Source organism: Duganella lactea (assembly GCF_009857505.1).
In the GTDB taxonomy this organism is placed as follows: Bacteria; Pseudomonadota; Gammaproteobacteria; order Burkholderiales; family Burkholderiaceae_D; genus Rugamonas; species Rugamonas lactea.
The window spans coordinates 313,286-327,485 of record NZ_WWCP01000002.1; the positions used below are offsets into that span (position 1 = coordinate 313,286).

The 14,200-nt window shown below is 61.4% G+C and carries 18 protein-coding genes and 1 pseudogene; 18 read left to right on the forward strand and 1 reads right to left on the reverse strand.

What is annotated here, in order from left to right; genetic code table 11:
* Position 1 precedes the first annotated feature (1 nt).
* From GTP44_RS04075 to infA, 14 genes and pseudogenes are all read left to right on the forward strand, one after another.
* A complete protein-coding gene (locus tag GTP44_RS04075; RefSeq protein ID WP_229256768.1) occupies positions 2-463 on the forward strand; it encodes a DUF1367 family protein in 462 nt (153 codons plus the stop codon).
* Complete coding sequence (locus tag GTP44_RS04080) at positions 460-852, forward strand: hypothetical protein (protein WP_161018429.1); 393 nt, start codon at positions 460-462, stop codon at positions 850-852. The genes GTP44_RS04075 and GTP44_RS04080 overlap by 4 nt, the downstream gene beginning before the upstream one ends.
* Positions 853-879: 27 nt before the next feature.
* Positions 880-1,770, forward strand: a pseudogene (locus tag GTP44_RS04085) (recombination-associated protein RdgC); the annotation flags it as partial.
* Positions 1,771-2,088 carry a DNA translocase FtsK gene (locus GTP44_RS27990; protein ID WP_308494310.1) on the forward strand — a complete coding sequence of 106 codons (318 nt, stop codon included), beginning with the start codon at positions 1,771-1,773 and terminating at the stop codon, positions 2,086-2,088.
* Positions 2,085-2,783 carry a hypothetical protein gene (locus GTP44_RS04090; RefSeq protein WP_161018431.1) on the forward strand — a complete coding sequence of 233 codons (699 nt, stop codon included), beginning with the start codon at positions 2,085-2,087 and terminating at the stop codon, positions 2,781-2,783. The genes GTP44_RS27990 and GTP44_RS04090 overlap by 4 nt, the downstream gene beginning before the upstream one ends.
* Complete coding sequence (locus GTP44_RS04095; protein WP_161018432.1) at positions 2,776-3,492, forward strand: ASCH domain-containing protein; 717 nt, start codon at positions 2,776-2,778, stop codon at positions 3,490-3,492. Before GTP44_RS04090 ends, GTP44_RS04095 begins: the two co-directional genes overlap by 8 nt.
* On the forward strand, positions 3,489-3,929 hold the full coding sequence (locus GTP44_RS04100) for a hypothetical protein (protein WP_161018433.1): 441 nt from the start codon (positions 3,489-3,491) through the stop codon (positions 3,927-3,929). The genes GTP44_RS04095 and GTP44_RS04100 overlap by 4 nt, the downstream gene beginning before the upstream one ends.
* A 388-nt stretch (positions 3,930-4,317) precedes the next feature.
* On the forward strand, positions 4,318-4,560 hold the full coding sequence (locus GTP44_RS04105) for a hypothetical protein (RefSeq protein WP_161018434.1): 243 nt from the start codon (positions 4,318-4,320) through the stop codon (positions 4,558-4,560).
* Positions 4,557-5,711 (forward strand): hypothetical protein, encoded by a 1,155-nt coding sequence (locus tag GTP44_RS27400; protein WP_229256769.1) that lies wholly within the window; start codon positions 4,557-4,559, stop codon positions 5,709-5,711. The genes GTP44_RS04105 and GTP44_RS27400 overlap by 4 nt, the downstream gene beginning before the upstream one ends.
* Positions 5,708-6,202, forward strand: a complete 495-nt coding sequence (locus tag GTP44_RS27135) for a hypothetical protein (protein ID WP_202423971.1) — start codon at positions 5,708-5,710, stop codon at positions 6,200-6,202. Before GTP44_RS27400 ends, GTP44_RS27135 begins: the two co-directional genes overlap by 4 nt.
* Complete coding sequence (locus GTP44_RS04120) at positions 6,202-6,453, forward strand: hypothetical protein (protein ID WP_161018435.1); 252 nt, start codon at positions 6,202-6,204, stop codon at positions 6,451-6,453. Before GTP44_RS27135 ends, GTP44_RS04120 begins: the two co-directional genes overlap by 1 nt.
* A 2-nt stretch (positions 6,454-6,455) precedes the next feature.
* Complete coding sequence (gene xisR, locus GTP44_RS27140) at positions 6,456-6,785, forward strand: excisionase family protein (protein WP_503826637.1); 330 nt, start codon at positions 6,456-6,458, stop codon at positions 6,783-6,785.
* A 5-nt stretch (positions 6,786-6,790) separates the two neighbouring features.
* Positions 6,791-7,897 (forward strand): site-specific integrase, encoded by a 1,107-nt coding sequence (locus tag GTP44_RS04130; protein WP_229256770.1) that lies wholly within the window; start codon positions 6,791-6,793, stop codon positions 7,895-7,897.
* Positions 7,898-8,470: 573 nt separating this feature from the next.
* Positions 8,471-8,737 carry a translation initiation factor IF-1 gene (infA, locus tag GTP44_RS04140; RefSeq protein ID WP_090180237.1) on the forward strand — a complete coding sequence of 89 codons (267 nt, stop codon included), beginning with the start codon at positions 8,471-8,473 and terminating at the stop codon, positions 8,735-8,737.
* 18 nt (positions 8,738-8,755) lie between these two features.
* Here the strand turns inward: infA and GTP44_RS04145 are convergent, their stop codons facing one another.
* The gene (locus tag GTP44_RS04145) at positions 8,756-10,405 is read right to left on the reverse strand and encodes an alpha-L-fucosidase (RefSeq protein ID WP_161018437.1); all 1,650 of its coding nucleotides are present in this window, start codon (positions 10,403-10,405) and stop codon (positions 8,756-8,758) included.
* Between the two features lie 197 nt (positions 10,406-10,602).
* On the opposite strand from GTP44_RS04145, the gene GTP44_RS04150 reads away from it, so the two are divergent.
* From GTP44_RS04150 to GTP44_RS04165, 4 genes are all read left to right on the forward strand, one after another.
* The gene (locus GTP44_RS04150; RefSeq protein WP_161018438.1) at positions 10,603-11,079 is read left to right on the forward strand and encodes a DUF4124 domain-containing protein; all 477 of its coding nucleotides are present in this window, start codon (positions 10,603-10,605) and stop codon (positions 11,077-11,079) included.
* Between the two features lie 63 nt (positions 11,080-11,142).
* Positions 11,143-12,171 carry an HTH-type transcriptional regulator GntR gene (gene gntR / locus GTP44_RS04155; RefSeq protein WP_160990248.1) on the forward strand — a complete coding sequence of 343 codons (1,029 nt, stop codon included), beginning with the start codon at positions 11,143-11,145 and terminating at the stop codon, positions 12,169-12,171.
* Positions 12,172-12,253: 82 nt separating this feature from the next.
* Complete coding sequence (locus GTP44_RS04160; RefSeq protein WP_229256771.1) at positions 12,254-12,757, forward strand: gluconokinase; 504 nt, start codon at positions 12,254-12,256, stop codon at positions 12,755-12,757.
* Positions 12,758-12,850: 93 nt separating this feature from the next.
* On the forward strand, positions 12,851-14,194 hold the full coding sequence (locus GTP44_RS04165; RefSeq protein ID WP_229256772.1) for an MFS transporter: 1,344 nt from the start codon (positions 12,851-12,853) through the stop codon (positions 14,192-14,194).
* Positions 14,195-14,200: the final 6 nt, after the last annotated feature.

Here is a 14,200-nt window from a genome sequence, read left to right on the forward strand (position 1 = left end):
CTTGACCGACATCGTGCTGATGAAGGTCTCCAACATCCTCGTGCCACACGACGAGGCGGCGGCGGCCTTCATCCAGAAAATGAAAGCTGGCGAACTGACCCACGCCGATTTTAAACGGGTCCGAAATTATCGTTTCCACAAGAAGTACTTCGCGCTGCTGGATTTCGCTTTCGAGCAGTGGGAACCACGCGACGGCCTGACCTACCAAGGTATGCCGGTCGCGAAGAACAAGGAGCGATTCCGCAAGGATCTGATCATCCTGGCCGGCTTTTACGAGTCGACGGTGAACCTGCGGAGCGAGGTCAGGCTAGAGGCGAAAAGCATCAGCTTCGGCCTGATGGATGAGGTGGAATTTGAGCAGCTGTACAACGCGACCGTGGACGTGGTGCTGAGGCGCATTTTGACCAGATACACCAGGCAGGACCTGGACGAAGTAGTCAACCAACTTTTGAGGTTCACATGAATAGCCAAACCGAAAACAAAACCTTGCCGGCAGCAGAGGAATGCTGGTCCGTCGACGAGGAAAACTTCAACGCGCGCTCACTGGGCGACCTCATTGACAGCCACGAATTGGAAGTCGGCGCGGTGGTGTTTCGCGCTGAAGCAATTCACCCAGAGCCAAAGGAACTGATCGACGCGGAAGACATCATCGAGACGATGGGCGAGCGCGCTTACGACATCGCTGGCGAATACGGCGAGGACTATCCAAACGTCAGCGACGAGGCACTGCAGGAACTCAGCGACTTCCTCGTTGCCTGGGTCTCCAAACACGCCGCGCCAACCTTCTACACCGTCAACAACGTCCAGCGCTACACCATCACCGTCGACGACCTCGCGCCGCGCGCGGAATAACTGGCACGCCACACACAAGGATTTACGATGTTCAAGAACCTTCAAATATACCGCTTGCCTGCCCCATGGGCAATGACCGCCGACGCGCTGGCCAGCATGCTCGCGTCGCAGGCATTCACGCCGCCGAGCAGCAACGAACTGCTGCGCCAGGGCTGGGACGCGCCGCGCCCGGGCGGCGGCCTAGTGCACACCGTCAACAAACAGATGCTGCTGTTGCTGCGCACCGAGAAGAAACTGCTGCCGGCCACCGTGGTCAACCAGGTTACGAAGGCACGCGCCGCCGATTTGGAGGAAGCACAGGGCTTCGCGCCGGGCAAGAAGGCGATGAAGGAACTGAAGGAGCGCGTAGCCGACGAGCTGCTGCCGCGCGCGTTCAGCATTCAGTCCACCACGCCGGTGTGGATTGATCCGGTGAACGGTTGGCTGGTCGTGGACGCGGCCAGCCCGGCCAAGGCGGACGAAGTCATCAAGCTGCTGCTGAAGGCGGTCGACCGCATGCCACTGGAAAGCCTGCGCGTGCAGCGCTCGCCGGTGGGCGTGATGACCGAATGGCTGCAAACAGACGAAGCGCCGGCTGGCTTCACGGTCGACCAGGACGCCACGCTGCGCGCCACCGGCGAGAGCAAGGCGCAGGTCGGATACAAGCACCACTCCCTCGATCCGGAGGAAATCCGCCGCCACATCGCAGCCGGCAAGCAGTGCACGCGCCTGGCCATGACGTGGGACAGCAAGATTTCGTTTGTGCTGGACGAATCGCTGGCCATCAAGTCCATCAAGCCGCTGGACGTGCTGACCGAAGAATCGCGCGGTTCGATCCGCAACGACGACGAACGCTTCGACGGCGACTTCATGCTGATGACCGGCGAGCTGGCCAAAATGATGGCCGACCTGGTGGATGCGCTCGGCGGCGAGGCCACGATGGACGTACCGGGCGAGCAGAATGTGTCGGCGCCGCGTGCGGAGGTCAAGGGCGACGAGCCGGTGCGCGAGCAACGCGTGGTTGGCGCTGCGGGCGACGTGCCGGCCGGCGACGGCAGCGCCAGCGACCCGCTGTACGAACAGGCCGTGGGCGTGGTCCAGACCAACCGGCGCGCGTCGATATCGCTGGTGCAGCGCCACCTGCGGATCGGTTACAACCGGGCGGCGCGGCTGCTGGAGGCGATGGAAGGCTCCGTGGTAGGGCCGATGCAATCGAATGGCAACCGCGCCGTGCTGGCGCAAGGCGGTGCAGCATGAGTGACTACGCTACCGCAGGCCTCTTGACCGTCCAAGACTTCAAAACAGGTTGCGACTTGGCGCGCGCGGACGGCGTGGCGATCGCCATCGAGCTGAGTCACCAAGACGCAAGGCGGCTCGCTGCTTCCTGGAATGCACTAATAGGCTTGCCTACGGAGGTCATTGAAAACTATGCCGATGCTATGGGGCATATCGTTGACCAAGACGAGGAAGCATACCTAGCCATCTCAACTAAGCGCGACCAGTTGCGCTCGACTTTGACCAGCGCCGAGAAGCTGCTGGCCGAACGCGACAAGACCATTGCAGCGTTGGAGCGCCAGGAGGGCACCATCGCCAAGATCATGAATGACCTGCTGGTCGGCAATCAGTCTGCATGGATCGAATGGCAGCACGGCAAGGGTGCGGAAGCAGCAATGGAATGGGTGGAGAACAGCCTCGCTGGCTGCGGCACTCCCGCAGAAGATGCGCCATGGTCCAAGGACGCGCAGGCCTGGTACAGCGCCAACAAGGCCGATCCGTTCCCGACCTGCTTCTGCGGCCGGCCGTCGAACCACCTGTGGATGGGCAAAGGCTTCTACTCCGATGCCCACTACGACCAGGCGCGCGCCAAGGCGGCCGCCGAGGCCACTGGAAAGACAGGCCTGCCGATCTTCGACGGCAGCTCGCCTGACACCGAGGGAGGTAGCTGTGACTGAGCGCCCTATTCTCTTCAGCGCGCCGATGGTGCGCGCCCTGCTTGATGGCAAGAAGACGCAGACGCGGCGGGCATTTAGCACCCGCATGATCGACCTGATGTATGTGGCTGCTCACGCTGGCGAGGTATCGTACTTCGTCGATCAGGGCTTCATGGAACCCAACGACGCCAGCTATGTGATTGACTTCTGCCCGCACGGCCAGGCTGGCGACCGCCTGTGGGTGCGCGAGACATGGGGCGTGATCAGCCATGTCTTGGACCAAGCCTGCAACCTGATCGACTGGGTTCCCGATCGCCCAGCCGCTGCAATCAGCGAAATGCCATTCGGTCAAGGCTACTACTCCGGCTATGTCATCTATGCCGCCGACGGCAGCTATGAGTGGGCTGGCAATGACGATGGCGATGGTGAGCCGCGCAGCGCATGGCATCCATCAATCCATATGCCACGCGCGGCCAGCCGCATCCTGCTGGAAATCGTCAGCGTGCGCGTGGAGCGGTTGAAGGCCATCACGGAGGCCGATGCGCGCGCCGAAGGTGTGAGCGCCACCGGCTGGCAGCCAAGCTACAGCAACCCTGATAATGCCGGCGGTGATGAAAGCATGTCGGCAGTAGATGCGTTCTGTGAACTATGGGAATCCATCAACGGCGCCGATAGTTGGGTGGCCAATCCTTGGGTTTGGGTGGTCGAATTTAAGCGGGTGACGCCTTGAACCCGCGCATCTACAAGAAGCAGGCGAGGCGCGCGGTGGAGCTGCTGCGTAGCCATGACGGCGTCACCGACTATGCACCGACCGGCGAACCAGGTGTCATTGATCCGCCCCACTCATATGCGCGCAGCACTTGGCTGCGCCGGCACCGTCCTGCTGAATACGGCATGTGGCAGCGCATCAGCGGCATTCCTGAATTCCATCACCAGAGCGGATTCGATGGCGAGTGGGACGGCTACGACGCGCGCGAAGGATGGCGCCAGCATTTTGAGCATGCCGTGCTGCCACCGGATTTCTTCGAAGGGCCGGAATGGGAAGACGGCTGTGGCAAGCCGTGGCCGCGCCTGACGACAAAGCAGCGCATGAACATGTGGCGCTTCAACCAGATCGCGCCAGGCTGGCGATGGCGCGGCGGCCGTGCCGTGCGAGTGCATCGATGACGCTGCTACCAGCCAACCGCCCAGCCTTCAACGGCGTAGCTCTTGTCATGACTGTGCGTCCACTTAGTGCCGCAGGCGCCGCACTCGTGATGCTCGACGCACTTCGACTCCTCGCCGGAGCCAACAAGGACGGCTTCGGCTTCGCCGACGGTACGGAGCGATGGGCGAGGATTGGAGCCGTGCATGTGCCGCTCCATCGTTTGGCAGTCGTTGCACTTGTTCATCACAGTCTCACGGAATTGCAAGGGGAGAAATCTTATCATTAATAGCAATGAAAACCTGCAAGCCCCGTCCCCAGCGACCCGCACGGCCGGCGCCGCGCCTGTCGGCTAATCGCCCTGCTCTACGGCATGGCGGCGGCAATCAACCTCTACGCATGGTGGCAGGCATGAACGCCCGCGCCACAACGGTAGAGACCAAGCAGCCGACCGCGCGCGATCTGGCCGACCAGCACGACATGCGAATCCACCGCGCCAAGCAACTGGGCCGCCCGATCCGGCACGCCGGAGTCAAGAAGTTCATCGCCGGCTTTTGCCACCACAAGGGCGACGCGGAAATGGTGGTCTATCTGGAAGGCAGCGCCGAGCCGGTGCGACCGTGTGACATAACGATTATTGAGGAAGCAACATGAATGAAAAAATTCGCAAAGCACTGATGATGGCCGCGATCGATTGTGGCCACACCATCACCGATGACGCCATCACTTTGCACCGGCGATGGACCGCTCCCGGCAATGCGCTGGCACAACTCAGCGACCGGCTGGTCGCCGCTTGCCCTCAAGCCGAGCAGCCCGGCTTCCAGCAGCGCGTGCAGCCGTGGATGCTGGCCTGCTTCGGCGAAATGATCGCCGGCGACCGCGAGGAGCGCAACCACCGCTTCCTGGAAGAGGCGCTGGAGCTGGTGCAGTCGACTGGATGCACGGCCAGCGAAGCGCATCAGCTGGTGGATTACGTTTACGGCCGTCCGGTCGGCGAGCCGGCGCAGGAAGTCGGCGGCGTGATGGTAACGCTGGCAGCCCTGTGCCTGGCAAACAAGCTCGACATGCACGCGGACGCCGAGGCTGAGCTGGCGCGCATCTGGACCAAAGTCGACCAGATCCGCGCCAAGCAGGCGGCGAAACCGAGGTACTCACCCTTGCCGCAGCATGCGGCCGCCCAGCCCACTACTGGCGTGGGGCGCTCGGGATGGATCGACTTCGACACCGCAACTCCAGCAGAAGGCCAGTACGTCGTGATATGCGGCATCATACCTCCCGACGTCAAATCGGACCGCAAAGGCTGGCGCACCTGCGCTCGCTACGTCGATGGAAGTCTTCTGGATGGCAACGGCTGCACTCGCAACAGTGCCACGCACTGGATGCCAATGGCGGAAAGCGTCGCTGACGGCGGCCCGCTCCATCCCCCAGCAGATGCAGCGTCAGTAGATGCGGAACAAGCAGCCCGCAGCAAGTGGACCGTCAAGCAATGGTATGAGCATGTAGGTGCATGGGAGAACGCACAAGGCGAGGTCTGCTTTGGTAGCGTAATGGCACTGGGCGCGATGCTCAAGCTGATGGCAAAAGCACGTCATGCCACCCAGCCAGCACCCGCTCCGGCTGATGCCGCGCAAGAGCAACCGGTGCATGGTGAGGAGTTGAGCGATCCGGAGATTTTGGCGGAGTGGGAAATTGTGCGGGATGCCGGGAATTTTGTGACCATGCTTCCTGCCACCGACAAGGCTATCATCGCCTTCGCCCACGCCATTCTTGCTGCCCACCGCCAGCAGAAAGGCGGCGCAGCGTGAGCCTTTATAACTTCCTGATGACCTGGCCGCGCGAGCGGCTGGTGAAGGAGCTGCAAGGCCAGGCGCGCGACAACGCCGCGTTGCAGCGCCGGGTGCTTGAGCTGGAGGTCGAGGTCTTCTGGATGAAGGTTGCCGACGGCGTGCGGCAGCAGCCCGCCAGCGGCCTGCTGGGCTGCGGCATCATCGGCTCTGGCGCGCGGGTTGGCGCCGCGCCCATCGGATCGGGTTTCGCGATCACCCCGACCGCCGCATGCGCTGCCGCTTTTGGTCTGACTGCGGTACGTCAACGCACGCCGGCTGAGCTAGCGTGCTGGTGTGAAACCTGCCGCCCGATCACCCTGGACGACTGCCGCATGGTGCTGTGCCCGACCTGCCGCAACAAGCGCTGTCCGCGCGCAGCCGACCATCGGAACGCATGCAGCGGAAGTAACGAACCTGGCCAGCACGGTAGCTCTTATCCGGTCCAGCCTGTGACAAAAGGAGGTGCGTGATGCCGCACCCAGATCAAAGACCCGCCGCTTCGGCAGCGGATCACCGCGCCATGCTGAGCCTGGTCACGCGGCACGAACCGCCCATCGCCGACGTGCTGCACGCCATCGAAGCGCTGGCGACCAAGGTCGACCGCCTGCATGCCCTGCTCTCACCGCGGCAATCGGCGCTAACGCTCGATCCGGACGAGATTGCACGAACCATGGCCCAGTTGCGCCAAGCGCGGCCACTACCGAAGGAGACGCCACCGTGAACATGGGGGAATACAAGATGATCGAGGCGCTGGTCCAGCGGCTGGAGGCGGCCGCGCGGGATGTAGCCACGAAGACGGCGGCGGCGCACTACCCCGTTGAATGGGTAAAGCTCGATCGATACATCGAGCTGTCGGGCGACACGATGGATGCGGTGCAGGCGCGCCGCAAGACCGGGAAGTGGCAAGACGGCGAACAGTGCAAAATGGTAGATGGCCGGCTGTGGATCAGCTTGCCCGCAGTAGACAAATGGATAGAAGAATGGGAACAGAGAAGTCCAGCCCGAGTGGCATTGAGCTCCGCAAAGGCCTCAAAACAGAATCGATCAGGATAAAGTTCATGTACAAGGGCATAGAGTGTCGCGAATCGCTCAAGCTCGCGCACACGAAGGCCAACATCAAATTCGCCGAGCGGCTGCGCGGCGAAATCCTGAATGCGATCCAGTTGCAAACCTTCGACTACGCGAAATATTTCCCGGACTCGCCCTTCCTACAAAAGATAGGCGTTCCGCGCAGGCGCAACACGCAAACGGTTGGCGACCTGATGGACCAGCAGTTCGCCATCTATGAGCGCACGCTGTCGCCGAGCACGATGACCTCTTATAAGCGGAATCGCCGTGTTCACCTGCAGCCTCAGTGGGGCAGCGTATTGGTGGCGGAGGTGACGCCGGCGATGCTTCGCGCTTGGATCGCCCCACTCGAAATGAAAGCGCGGTCACTACGGCAAATCCTCATCCCACTGCGCGGCGCGTTCGATCTGGCCGTCAATGACGATCTGATCGAGGACAACCCGCTCGACCGCGTCAAGCTCAAGAAAATCTTGACGCGTGAGGCCTATGACAACGACTTCGAGCCCGATCCGCTCAACGCTCAGGAAATTACTGCCATCCTGTCCCGTCTCGATGGCCAGGTGAGGAATGTCTTTCAGTTCGCGTTTTGCACCGGCATGCGGCCGTCTGAATACATAGCGCTGAGGTGGTCTGAGGTCGACTTTGATCAAATGCTGGTCCGGGTCGAGCGGAGCCGCGTCGATGGAATTAGCCGCGATGAGCTGAAAACTAAATCTGGCCGGCGCACGATAGATCTTCGGTGCGGCGCCCACGAGGCGTTGCTAAATCAGCAGCAATACAGCGCCGAGGGCAATGACCTCGTCTTTCTTGACCCCGCAACAGGCAAGGGCTGGGACCGATCATCGCGGCTGGCCTTGCACTGGGTGCCGGCACTTCGGCGTCTAGAGCTTCGCCACCGCAACCTATATCAGACCCGCCACACCTTCGCATCCACGCTGCTCTCCGCGAACGTAAATCCCCTGTATGTTGCAAAGCAAATGGGGCACAAGGACACGACCATGATTACGCGATCCTACGGCCGGTGGATTGAGCAGCATGACAACGCACTCCCAGCCTTGTTCGAGAGGTCGAAAGACCGGCAAAACTCCAAAGCCTAATTTTTCGCCCAAATTTCGCCCAAATTTTAATGCGAATTGAAGTAGCCCTTGTATCTATTGGGCTTCTTCCATTCAAAGCAGTTTATACAGAAAACGGGCTTTTTTGTCTGCAACTTCCATAAACCACCCCACACACTGATCAGCTTTGCAATCAGCTCGCCGTTTGTCTTGACAAGCGCCGCGCACCTGATTAGGTCAATGCCGGCTTTTGCTGTACACTGGTGCTCCCACCTCGGTAGTTTGCCCCCGTCCTGTTTCCTTCCTGTTTAGGCCTCGCCCATTCCTGTCTGATTCTCGACCTGTGGCTCTGCTTTTGAGTTGGGCTCATTCGTCTACAGCCAGGAGCAACATATCAGTACACATACAGGAACTATTCATTGGTTTAGCAGGTTAAAAGGCATCGGCCAGATCCGGCCGGATACCGGCGGCTATGACATCATGGCCAACATCAGCGATTTCGTTGAGACACAGCCGGCGGGTTCGCTTGAGCATAAGATGGTCTCGTACAAGCTCGCCAAGTCAGAGTTCGGCGGGCAAGCTCGACAAATCAATCTCGTACGGAGCGTCTAAGTCATGGCAAAAGAAGAACTCATCGAAATGCAAGGCGTTGTCCAAGACATTCTGCCTGACAGCCGTTTCCGCGTCGAATTAGAAAACGGCCACAATCTAATCGCCTACACCGCAGGCCGAATGAAGAAAAATTTCATTCGCATCCTTGCTGGCGATCGCGTCACCCTGGAACTGTCGGCATACGACTTAAGCAAGGGCCGCATTACTTTCCGTCATATCGATTCGCCTAGAGCGGCGAACTCGCGCCCGGCTTTCCGCAATAGGCGCTGAGTCCGGTCTAGTCATCGGTCAAACGATCTTCAACGCGAATGCGTAGTGCGTTTCAGGCTTCTCGCGGGGCAGCGTCACTTCCAGGCCCCGCTCGCTGCGCGTGAATTTCAACGGCGCGCCGCCACACAGGCTGACCGCCTGAATCGGCTGCGGGCGTAGTGGATTGTTGGTGGCCAGCGAACGCACGAGGACTTTGCCGTCTTCCGGCCAGCCGAGCACGATGGCATACAATACCTCGCCCTTGGTGGTGAACCGGATGTCGGCGGGACCAAACGGCTTGCCCTTGCCCTCGTTGAAGCCCTGCTTGCTCAAGGGGGCCGCGTTTTCCTGAGCGGGACCTTCACCAAAGATCTTCCACGGACGCGTAGCGAAAATACTTTCGCTGTTCAGCGCCATCCATTTGGCGATCCCCTCCACCACCGCGACCTCGTCGCTATCGATCGAGCCGTCGCCGCGCACGGGCACGCTGAGCAGCAGGTTGCCGTTCTTGCTAACCACGTCGGCCAGCGTATGGACGACGGTTTGCGCACTCTTGTAGCGGTGGTCCTCATAGACGCTGCGGTTGTAATGCCAGTCGCCGATGCAGGTACAGGTCTGCCACACCTGCGGTTCGATCTTGTCACTCTGGCCGCGCTCGATATCCCACACCAGGCATTTGCGCTGCTGCTCGTTCAGGATCTTGCCATTGATGACCACCTCGACCTTGCCGTTCTTCGCCAGGCTCTTGTTGTAGTAGTGCGCGGCAACCTTCAGTCCGACCGTGCTGGCCGGCCAAAGCGGCAAGGCGGTGTCGTCGAAGTAGATCAGGTCGGGATCGTATTTGTTGATCAGGTCCACGGTCCGGTTGTAGAACTTGCGGTGATACGCCGCATCCGGCAGGCTGGCGCCATCGCCCCAGTCCCATTGGCCATGCAGGGCGTTGTTATCGTCGCTCTGCTTGCTCAGCGGGTGGTTTTGCGCATACAGGTCCTGCGGGTCCAGCCCCTCCCACCAAGTCCCCTTCCCTTGTGCGGCGCGCAAGTTGCCGTCGTAGGGAACGCCCTTCAACGGCCCCTTGCGATCGGCGCGCTGCGCGGTTTCCATCCAGGTCCAGGCGTGCGATGCGTGCACGCTGACGCCGAAACGCAAGCCGTGGTGGCGAGCGGCCTTGGCCCAGCCGCCGATCAAATCCTTGCGCGGACCAATACGGGTCGAGTTCCACGGCTGGTAGGCGCTATCGTAGTTGTCGAAATTGTCGTGATGGTTGGCCAGCGCCACGAAGTACTGCGCCCCGGCGCGCTTGTACAGCGCCACCAGAGCGTCCGGGTCCCATTTTTCCGCCTTCCAGTCGTGGATGACTTCCTTGAAGCCCACCTTCGATGGGTGACCATACTTCTTCAGATGATAGTTGTACTGGCGACCGCCTTCCTCGTACATGCCGCGCGCATACCAGTCACCGGCCTCGGCCTGGCACTGCGGGCCCCAGTGGGCCCAGATGCCGAACTTGGCGTCGCCGTACCAGTCCGGCACGGCGTACTGTTCCAGCGATTTCCAGTCGGGGTTGAACGGGCCTGCGGCCATCGGCTCGGTTGCCGGCTGACGCGCAAGCTGTTCCGCGGCCTGCAATGGCTTTTCCGCCATGAGCAGCGGCAGCAAGCCGGCTGCGCTCAGTAGGTGTCTCCGTTTCATTCTTTTCCTTTTTTGGGTGAGTTGCTTGCGATACTGTTCCGGGCGCTTGGTTGACGATATTGGCTGAACACGCTTCACGTTTCAAATAGTTATTTAAAACTATGCAATATCGAAATGATATATATCTCCCGCACCGCGCGATTGACAGTCGCAGCGCATCATGGCGAAATCTAGGCATCTGCCACCGGAGCGCCAGCATGTATCGCCATCCCCTTCTTGCCGTCATATTATTAGCGAGCTCCTCCATGGCGGCGGCGCAATACATCTGGCTGGACGAGCACGGCGTCAAACAACTCTCGGACCGCCCGCCACCGCCCAATGTTCCTCGGCAGCGCATCGTCAAAATGCCGAGCAAAACGGTCTTCAATCCCTACGCCGAGCCTGAGGTCGCCGCCAAAGACGCCACGCAGCCGCCCTCCGTCGCCGAGCGCAATGCCGCGTTCAACCAGCGCCAGCGCGACGCCGCGCAGCAAGCCAGCCAAGCGGCAGACGACGCAACGCGCCATGCCGACCAGCGCGCCAACTGCGACGCCGCCCGCCACAACCAGATGGCACTGGATCAGGGTTTGCGGCTGAGCACATTCGACAAAACCGGCCAACGCGCCTATATGAGCGATGCCGAACGCGAAGAATTACGTAAAAATGCGCAAAAAGTGTTGGCCGATTGCAAATAGAGACTGATACTTTCGGCGGAGCTGCCGTATGATATCGCTATCAACATTCATTAAGCTGCATCAATGACGAAGACTCAAGCGGGCAAGAGCCGCGCCAGCGGCCGCATCACCCTGGCGATGGTGGCGGAAAAGGCCGGCGTGGCGACCATGACCGCCTCGCGCGCGATCACCCAGCCGGACATGGTGTCCCAGGCGCTGCGCGACCGCGTGGAAAAAGCCGTGGCCGAACTCGGCTATGTGCCCAATCGCGCCGCCCGCGCGCTCGCTTCGTCACAATCGAAGGTCATCGCGGTGCTGGTGCCGTCGCTGTCGAACGCGGTATTCACCGAGGTGCTGGCCGGCATCCAGGATGCGCTGGACGCCGACGATTACCAGATCCTGATCGGCAACACCCGCTATTCCGACAAGGAAGAGGAAAAGCTGATCGGCACCTATCTGCAATCGGCGCCGGACGGCATGCTGCTGTCCGGCCTGTCGCACAGCCCCAGGGTGCAGCAAATCCTGACCACCTCGCGCGTGCCGGTGGTGTCGATGATGGACATGTCCACCGATCCCGAGCAGCTGACAGTGGGCTTCTCGCAATCCCAGGCCGGCCACGCGATGACGCGCTATCTGCTGGACAAGGGCCACCGGCGCGTCGGCTTCATCGGCGCGCAGCTGGACGAGCGCACCCTGCGCCGCGCCGAGGGTTACCGCAAGGCGATGCAGGAAGCCGGCCTGGCAGATCCAAGACTAGAGGTGATGGTCGGCGAACCGTCCACCATCGCGCTGGGCGCCGAACTGGTGGGACGCATGCTGGCGCAGGCGCCGGATTGCGACGCCATCTTCTGCTGCAACGACGACCTGGCGCACGGCGCCATCTACCAGTGCCAGCGACGCGGCATCGCCGTGCCGGCGCAACTGGCCATCTGCGGTTTCAACGACCTGCCGGCCTCCGCCTGGATGAATCCGTCGCTGACCACCATCGGCACGCCGCGCTACCGCATCGGCTACGAGGCGGCGACGCTGCTGCGCGCCGTCATCAAGGGCGAAAATCCGCCGACCCGTCAGATCGACCTGGGCTTCACGCTGATGGCGCGCGAAAGCGCTTGACCTGCTGCGCCGCAGCATCGATAGTTCTTTACAAATTTTTCAATCGGTCTAAACTCAGCAAACTGTTAGCGCTATCATTCCTATGCAAAAAAGCAAACAACAACGGTGGGTCATCATGGGCGTCAGCGGCTGTGGCAAGAGTTCGGTAGGCCTGCAACTGGCGAGCGCACTCGACATTCCCTTTCTCGAAGGCGACACCTATCACCCCTACGCCAACGTCGCCAAGATGACGGCCGGCGTGCCGCTCACCGACGCCGACCGCGCCGACTGGCTGACGGCCCTGCACAAGGAAATCCGCGACGCCCGCCTCAAGCAAAGCGGGCTGGTGCTGTCCTGCTCGTCGCTGAAACGCCGCTACCGCGACCTGCTGCGCAGCGCCGATCCCGAGCTGCGCTTCGTCCACCTGGCCGGCCCGCGCGAACTGATCGCCGAACGCATGGCCGCGCGCCAGGATCACTACATGCCGCCCGCCCTGCTCGACAGCCAGCTGGCCACGCTGGAGCCCCTGCAAGAGGACGAGGCCGGCATGGTGCTGGACATCGCCCACCCGCCCGCGCAACTGGTGCAGCAGATTTTAAGAACATGATGGCCGCCGCCATCACAACCTGGCTCTCCCCGGAACTGCAGTGGGTTCCGTTCAGGCAGTGATACGCTGCCTGCTTTTACAAGCGTAATGACGATGACCGTGAACACACAACTGCGCTGGCGCGAGAAGATCAGCTACGGCATTGCCGACATGGGCTTCAATTTTTACTGGACCAATGTCGCCACCTTCCTGCTGATCTTCTACACCGACGTGTTCGGCATTTCCGCCGCCGCCGCCGCGTCCATGATGTTCACGATCAAAATCATCAACGCCTTCACCGACCCGATGATCGGCGGTCTGGCCGACCGCACCAACACGCGCTGGGGCAAGTTCCGCCCCTACCTGATCTGGGTGCCGCTGCCGCTGGCCTGCGCCGCCTTCCTCACCTACACCACACCGGACCTGTCCGAGGACGGCAAGATCGTCTGGGCCTACGGCACCTATCTGGCGATGATGGTGTGCTACACCGGCATCAACATCCCTTACAACGCCTTGTCCGGCGTGCTGTCGCCCGATCCGCAGGAGCGCTCCATCGTCAATGGCCTGCGCTTCATCTTCGCCTTCGCCGGCGGCACCATCGTCACGGCGGCCACACCGTCGCTGGTGCACTGGCTGGGTGGCGGCAACGATAAACTGGGCTGGCAACTGACGATGCTGGTGTGGAGCGGGTTCGCCTCCGTGCTGTTCGTGTTCACCTTCCTCAACACGCGCGAGCGCGTGGCGCCGCCGCCAGAGCAGAAGACCAACGTCTGGCAGGACATCCGCGACTTGTCGCAGAACCGGCCGTGGGTGGCGCTGTTCTTTCTGGCGCTGATCATCATGATCACCATCACACTGCGCACCAGCAGCGCGGCCTATTACTTCAAGTATGTGGTCAACCGCCCCGACCTGATGGCGGCCTTCGTGCCGGCCTATATGCTGGCCGCCGCCGCCGGCGCCTCGCTGACACCGGTGATGACGCGCTTCGTCGACAAGAAGAAGCTGATGATCATCCTGATGAGCATCACCGCCGTGCTGTCGTCGGCCTTCTTCTTCGTGCCCAGGGACCAGATCTGGCTAATGTTCACGCTGCAGATCGGCATGGGCCTGGCGCTCGGCCCCAAGTCGCCGCTGGCCTTCTCGATGTACGCCGACACCGCCGACTACAACGAATGGCGCACAGGCCGCCGCGCCACCGCGATGACCTTCGCCGCCGCCACCTTCTCGCAAAAGCTGGGCACCGCGATCGCGGTGGCGGTGATCGGCTGGTTGTTCACGCAACTGGGCTACGTCGCCAACGCCGCGCAGAACGCCGGCTCGCAGGCCGGCATCGTGTGGCTGATGTCCTTTATTCCGGCCTTCTTCGCGCTGATCGCGGTGGCCGTCATGTTCATGTACGACCTTGATAACAACAAGCTGCTGCAGATTCAAAAAGATCTGGAAGCCCGCAAGTCCTGATGGAGA